The organism is Kitasatospora sp. NPDC058190, from assembly GCF_042883685.1.
Lineage (GTDB): Bacteria > Actinomycetota > Actinomycetes > Streptomycetales > Streptomycetaceae > Kitasatospora.
In genome coordinates, this window is the sequence record NZ_JBHVVI010000253.1 from 1 (window position 1) to 4,152 (window position 4,152).

Genomic DNA, 4,152 nt, shown 5'->3' on the forward strand with positions numbered 1-4,152 from the left:
GGCGGGGCGCGGTACTTCGGCGGGCCGGCTCCCGTGGCCCGGCCGCCTACCTCGGCTTCGGCTTGATCATCGCGAACGGAGCGCCCTGCGGATCGGCGACCACCGCCATCCGGCCGGCCACCATGTCGAAGGGCGGGGCGAGGACGGTCCCGTTGCGCTTGACCACGGTGTTGACGCAGTCGTCCACGTCGTCGACCGAGAAGTAGGTCAGCCAGTGCGGCGGGGTGCCGGGCGGGTCGTTGGCGAGCAGCAGGGCGCCGCCGACGGCGCGGCCGCCGACGTGCAGCTCCCAGTACTGGTCGTTGCCCGCCACCGGCTTGACCTCAATGCCGAAGGCCTCGCCGTAGAAGGCCGTGGCGCCCTCGACGTCGCTGGTGTGCAGTTCGTTCCAGGTCAGCGCCCCGGCCTCGTTGACCACCTGGGCCCCGGAGAACTCGCCGGGCTGCCAGACGCCGAACACCGCACCCTGCGGATCGGCGGCCACCAGCATCCGGCCGAGGGAGCCGACGTCCATCACCGGGACCAGCAGGGTGCCACCGGCCTCGACGATCGCGTCCTGGGTGGCCTCGGCGTCGGTGGTGGCCAGGTAGCTGGTCCACACGGTGGGCGGCTCCGGCATGCCTTCGGGGGCCGCCGCCGGACCGATGCCGGCAACCGCCTTGCCGTTGAGCATGCAGACCGCGTACCCGCCGAACTCGGCCGGGCCCGGCTGACCCTGCCAGCCGAAGAGGTCTCGGTAGAAGTCCAGCGCGGCCTGCTGGTCCTTCGCCATCAGGTCGACCCAGCACGGGGTGCCGGTCGCGTACGGGGTGGTGACGTCAGGCATTCTCGCCCTTTCCTCGGGAGGCCCCCCGGCAGTCACCCTCCCGTCCCCCACCGGGATCCGCCACCCGACACGCCGCCCCGAGGGGCGGAGCCGACGGCGCACCGGCGGCCCGGCGGACGCTCGCCCGGTCCGCCCGGGAACGCCTTCGAAGCGGTCCGCCGACACAGTGGCACCAGTACTTCCCCGGCACCCCCTACCGACCCTCCTGCCGCTGACCCTCGCTCACCCCAGGTCCGCGAGGGCCGCCTCGACGGCTCGGTGGAAGGTCGGGTAGGCGAAGATCATGTGCCGCAGCCGGGCGATCGGCACCCGGGCCTGGATCGCGACTGCCAGGCCGTACAGCACCTCGCCGCCCATCGGCCCGGCGGAGGTCGCCCCGACGAGCACGCCCCGGTCGGCGTCCGCGACGAGCTTGATGAAGCCCTCGTTGCCGGCCTTGTGGATCCAGCCCCGGGTGGCGGACGGCAGCTGGGTGGTGCCCGTGCGGACGTTCAGCCCGGCGTCGCGGGCCTGGCGTTCGGTCAGGCCGACGGCGCCGATCTCCGGGTCGGTGAAGGTCACCCGAGGCAAGGCGCGGTAGTCGGCCTCCGGGCCGGGGTCGCCGAGGATGTCGCGGACGGCGATCTCGGCCTCGTACATCGCGACGTGGGTGAAGGCTCCGTGGCCGGTGACGTCGCCGATCGCCCACAGTGCGTCGGCGGCCCGCAGCTGCCCGTCGGTGGGCACGGCGCGGGCGGCCGGATCGAGTCCGACGGTGTCCAGGCCGAGTTCGCTGAGGTCGGCGCGGCGGCCGGTGGCGACCAGGAGCCGTTCGGCGGTGAGCAGTTCGCCGCCGTCCAGGTGGAGGGTGAAGGTCGTTCCGTCGTGCTCGGCGCGGACGGCCCGGGCGCCGGTGCGGATCTCGATGCCCTCCCGCTGTAGGACCGGTGCGATCAGCCGACCGGCCTCGGGTTCCTCGACGGGCAGCAGGAGGTCCAGGGCCTCGACGACGGTGACGGCGCTGCCGAAGCGGGCGAACACCTGGGCGAGTTCGAGGCCGATCGCGCCGCCGCCGAGCACCAGCAGGGATTCGGGCAGTTCCTTCGCCGCGATGGCGTCCCGGTTGGTCCAGTACGGCACCTCGGCCAGCCCCGGGACGGGCGGCACGGTGGGGCGGGTGCCGGTGGCGATCACGACGCCGCGCCGGGCGGTGAGTTCCTGCCCGTTCACCGCGACGCGGCCCGGACCGGCGAGGCGGGCCCGGCCCCGGATGAACCGGGCGCCCTTGCCGGTGAGGCGGTCGACGGCGACCCGGTCGTTCCAGTCGTCGGTGGCCTCGTCGCGGATCCGGTCCGCGACCGGGGTCCAGTCGGGGGTGACCTGGGAGCGACCGGCCATGCCGGGCACCCGCCGGGTCTCGGCGAGCAGGTTCCCGGCGCGGATCATCATCTTGCTGGGGATGCAGCCCCAGTACGGGCACTCCCCGCCGACCAGCTCGGCCTCGATGCCGACGACGTCCAGGCCCGAGTCCGCGAGACGTCCGGCGGCGTGCTCGCCGCCCGGGCCGAGGCCGATCACGATCACGTCCGCCTGCTGCTGTTCGCTCATCGCCGGTCCTCCTGAGTCGGGTCGACCCGTCATCCCCACCACGCTAGGCGCCCCGCCGCGGACCGGCAGCGGACATGGCCGGGTGGCCGACAGTCCCCTCGCGGCCGGGCGGGGCCGAGGTGCGGGCCGGGCGGCGTTCCGGACCGTCCGACACGCACGGAGACCGGTCGGTGGCGCCACTGCCAGGACGGCCCCCACAGGGGCCACCATGTGGTGCATCCGCCGGACCGCGCTGCCGGCCGCCATAGACCTCCAGGAGGAGACCTTCGATGATGCGTGCGACCTGCAACGGCGTCGTCCCCGCCGGGGCCCCACGCCCGGCCCGGACCGTCGCGGACGGCACGGCCGGGAACGCGCTGCTCGTCACCGGGAAACCGGAGGAGGTGTCGGCCCCGTGACCGGCAACGGAATCGTGCTCTACTGGCGGCCCGGCTGCCCGTACTGCACCTGGCTGCGGCGCGGCCTGCGCGTGAAGCGGCTGCCGTTCGGCGAGACCGACATCTGGTCGGACCCGCAGGCGGCCGCCTTCGTCCGTTCGGTCGCCGGTGGCCACGAGACCGTCCCCACCGTCACCGTCAACGGGCGCGCCATGGTCAACCCGAGCGTCGCCGAGGTGCTGGCCGCGGTGGCCGACCACGCGCCGGGGCTGCTGCCCGCCGAGCAGCCCGCGACACCCTGGTGGCGGCGCCTGCGGCGAGCGCGGCCGTGAGCCGGAACGCCTACCCGGACGCCTTCCACCGGCTGCACCCGGGCATCACCGAGACCGTCCTCCGCCGCACCCACGACGCGAACGGGGCGGACCTTAGACGGTGGTCGCGCGAGCAGGCCGGCGGCTCGCTGGAGATTCACCCTCACGAGTGATTGCTACGCTGCGCGCACTAGCGGACACTCAGAGTATCCGGAGAGCTCACGGGGCTCTCCCGGCGTAAGGAGAGTCGCTATGGCCGCGACCGAAGCAACCGCCTCCGACGCCCCGCAGATCGCGGGCCACTCGCAGCCCACCAGCCAGGACCAGGGCCTCGCGGCGATCGGCGGCAACGTCGGCGCCGTGTGGCGGGCCTGGTGGACGTGGACCCCGTCGAACGGGACGTTCAACCTCCAGCTCCCCTGGAACGTCATCGGGATCGACTCGACCGTCGTCATCACGGCCTCCGAGATCGACTCCAACGGCCACCGGTTCGTCGGCGCCGCCGCCTTCCAGGTGTCGAGCATCGCCCCGGGCAACGGAATCGTGACGTTCAAGATCAACATCGGCTGGGGCAGCCCGCTGCCGATGCGCACCGACGTGCTGGTCTTCAACTGACCCGGTCTCGAAGACCGGGGACGCACCACCGATCGTGGACGGGGACGGCGCCGGCCCGCCCCGTCCACGATGGCGCTCGGCCGGACCCCTTCGACATCACCACGGACACCGCCGTCATCGTCCGTGAGGCTCCCACCCGACGGCCCGCGAGGCCCGGGTGCGGCGGCAGCAGCGGTCCCACCCGATGCCCGGCCGAGCCCGGACGCCTCACGCACGCCCGCACGGGATCATCGCTCGGCCGGCCCCCTTCCCGACCCCCGAGCCGCGGCGCCGCAGGATCGACTTCTGCCCGCTTCACGAGACCCTCGACCCGGCTACCGCCGGGTCTGCTCGTCTACAGGTCAGTCGCCTTGATCCCGGTGGGTACGCCTTGCGGGCGTGAAAACATGGGTGCGGTGCCTGCCCGCCGACCCCGGTGTTCTCTTGGGCCGTTGAG

The 4,152-nt window shown here is 73.6% G+C and carries 6 protein-coding genes; 4 read left to right on the forward strand and 2 right to left on the reverse strand.

Annotated features, from left to right (window positions below; genetic code table 11):
* Positions 1 to 46: 46 nt before the first annotated feature.
* Positions 47 to 826 (reverse strand): VOC family protein, encoded by a 780-nt coding sequence (locus tag ACFVWU_RS44420; protein ID WP_387632317.1) that lies wholly within the window; start codon positions 824 to 826, stop codon positions 47 to 49.
* A gap of 222 nt (positions 827 to 1,048) precedes the next feature.
* Positions 1,049 to 2,413 carry a dihydrolipoyl dehydrogenase family protein gene (locus ACFVWU_RS44425; RefSeq protein ID WP_387632320.1) on the reverse strand — a complete coding sequence of 455 codons (1,365 nt, stop codon included), beginning with the start codon at positions 2,411 to 2,413 and terminating at the stop codon, positions 1,049 to 1,051.
* A gap of 269 nt (positions 2,414 to 2,682) precedes the next feature.
* Here ACFVWU_RS44425 and ACFVWU_RS44430 point away from each other — a divergent pair, with 269 nt between their 5' ends.
* From ACFVWU_RS44430 to ACFVWU_RS44445, 4 genes are all read left to right on the forward strand, one after another.
* Positions 2,683 to 2,811: a hypothetical protein gene (locus ACFVWU_RS44430; protein ID WP_387632322.1), complete on the forward strand. Its 129-nt coding sequence runs from the start codon at positions 2,683 to 2,685 to the stop codon at positions 2,809 to 2,811.
* Positions 2,808 to 3,122, forward strand: coding sequence for a glutaredoxin domain-containing protein (locus tag ACFVWU_RS44435; RefSeq protein ID WP_387632325.1), 315 nt, complete (start codon positions 2,808 to 2,810; stop codon positions 3,120 to 3,122). The genes ACFVWU_RS44430 and ACFVWU_RS44435 overlap by 4 nt, the downstream gene beginning before the upstream one ends.
* Positions 3,119 to 3,274, forward strand: a complete 156-nt coding sequence (locus tag ACFVWU_RS44440) for a hypothetical protein (protein WP_387632327.1) — start codon at positions 3,119 to 3,121, stop codon at positions 3,272 to 3,274. Before ACFVWU_RS44435 ends, ACFVWU_RS44440 begins: the two co-directional genes overlap by 4 nt.
* Positions 3,275 to 3,353: 79 nt before the next feature.
* Positions 3,354 to 3,716, forward strand: a complete 363-nt coding sequence (locus ACFVWU_RS44445; RefSeq protein WP_387632328.1) for a hypothetical protein — start codon at positions 3,354 to 3,356, stop codon at positions 3,714 to 3,716.
* Positions 3,717 to 4,152 lie beyond the last annotated feature (436 nt).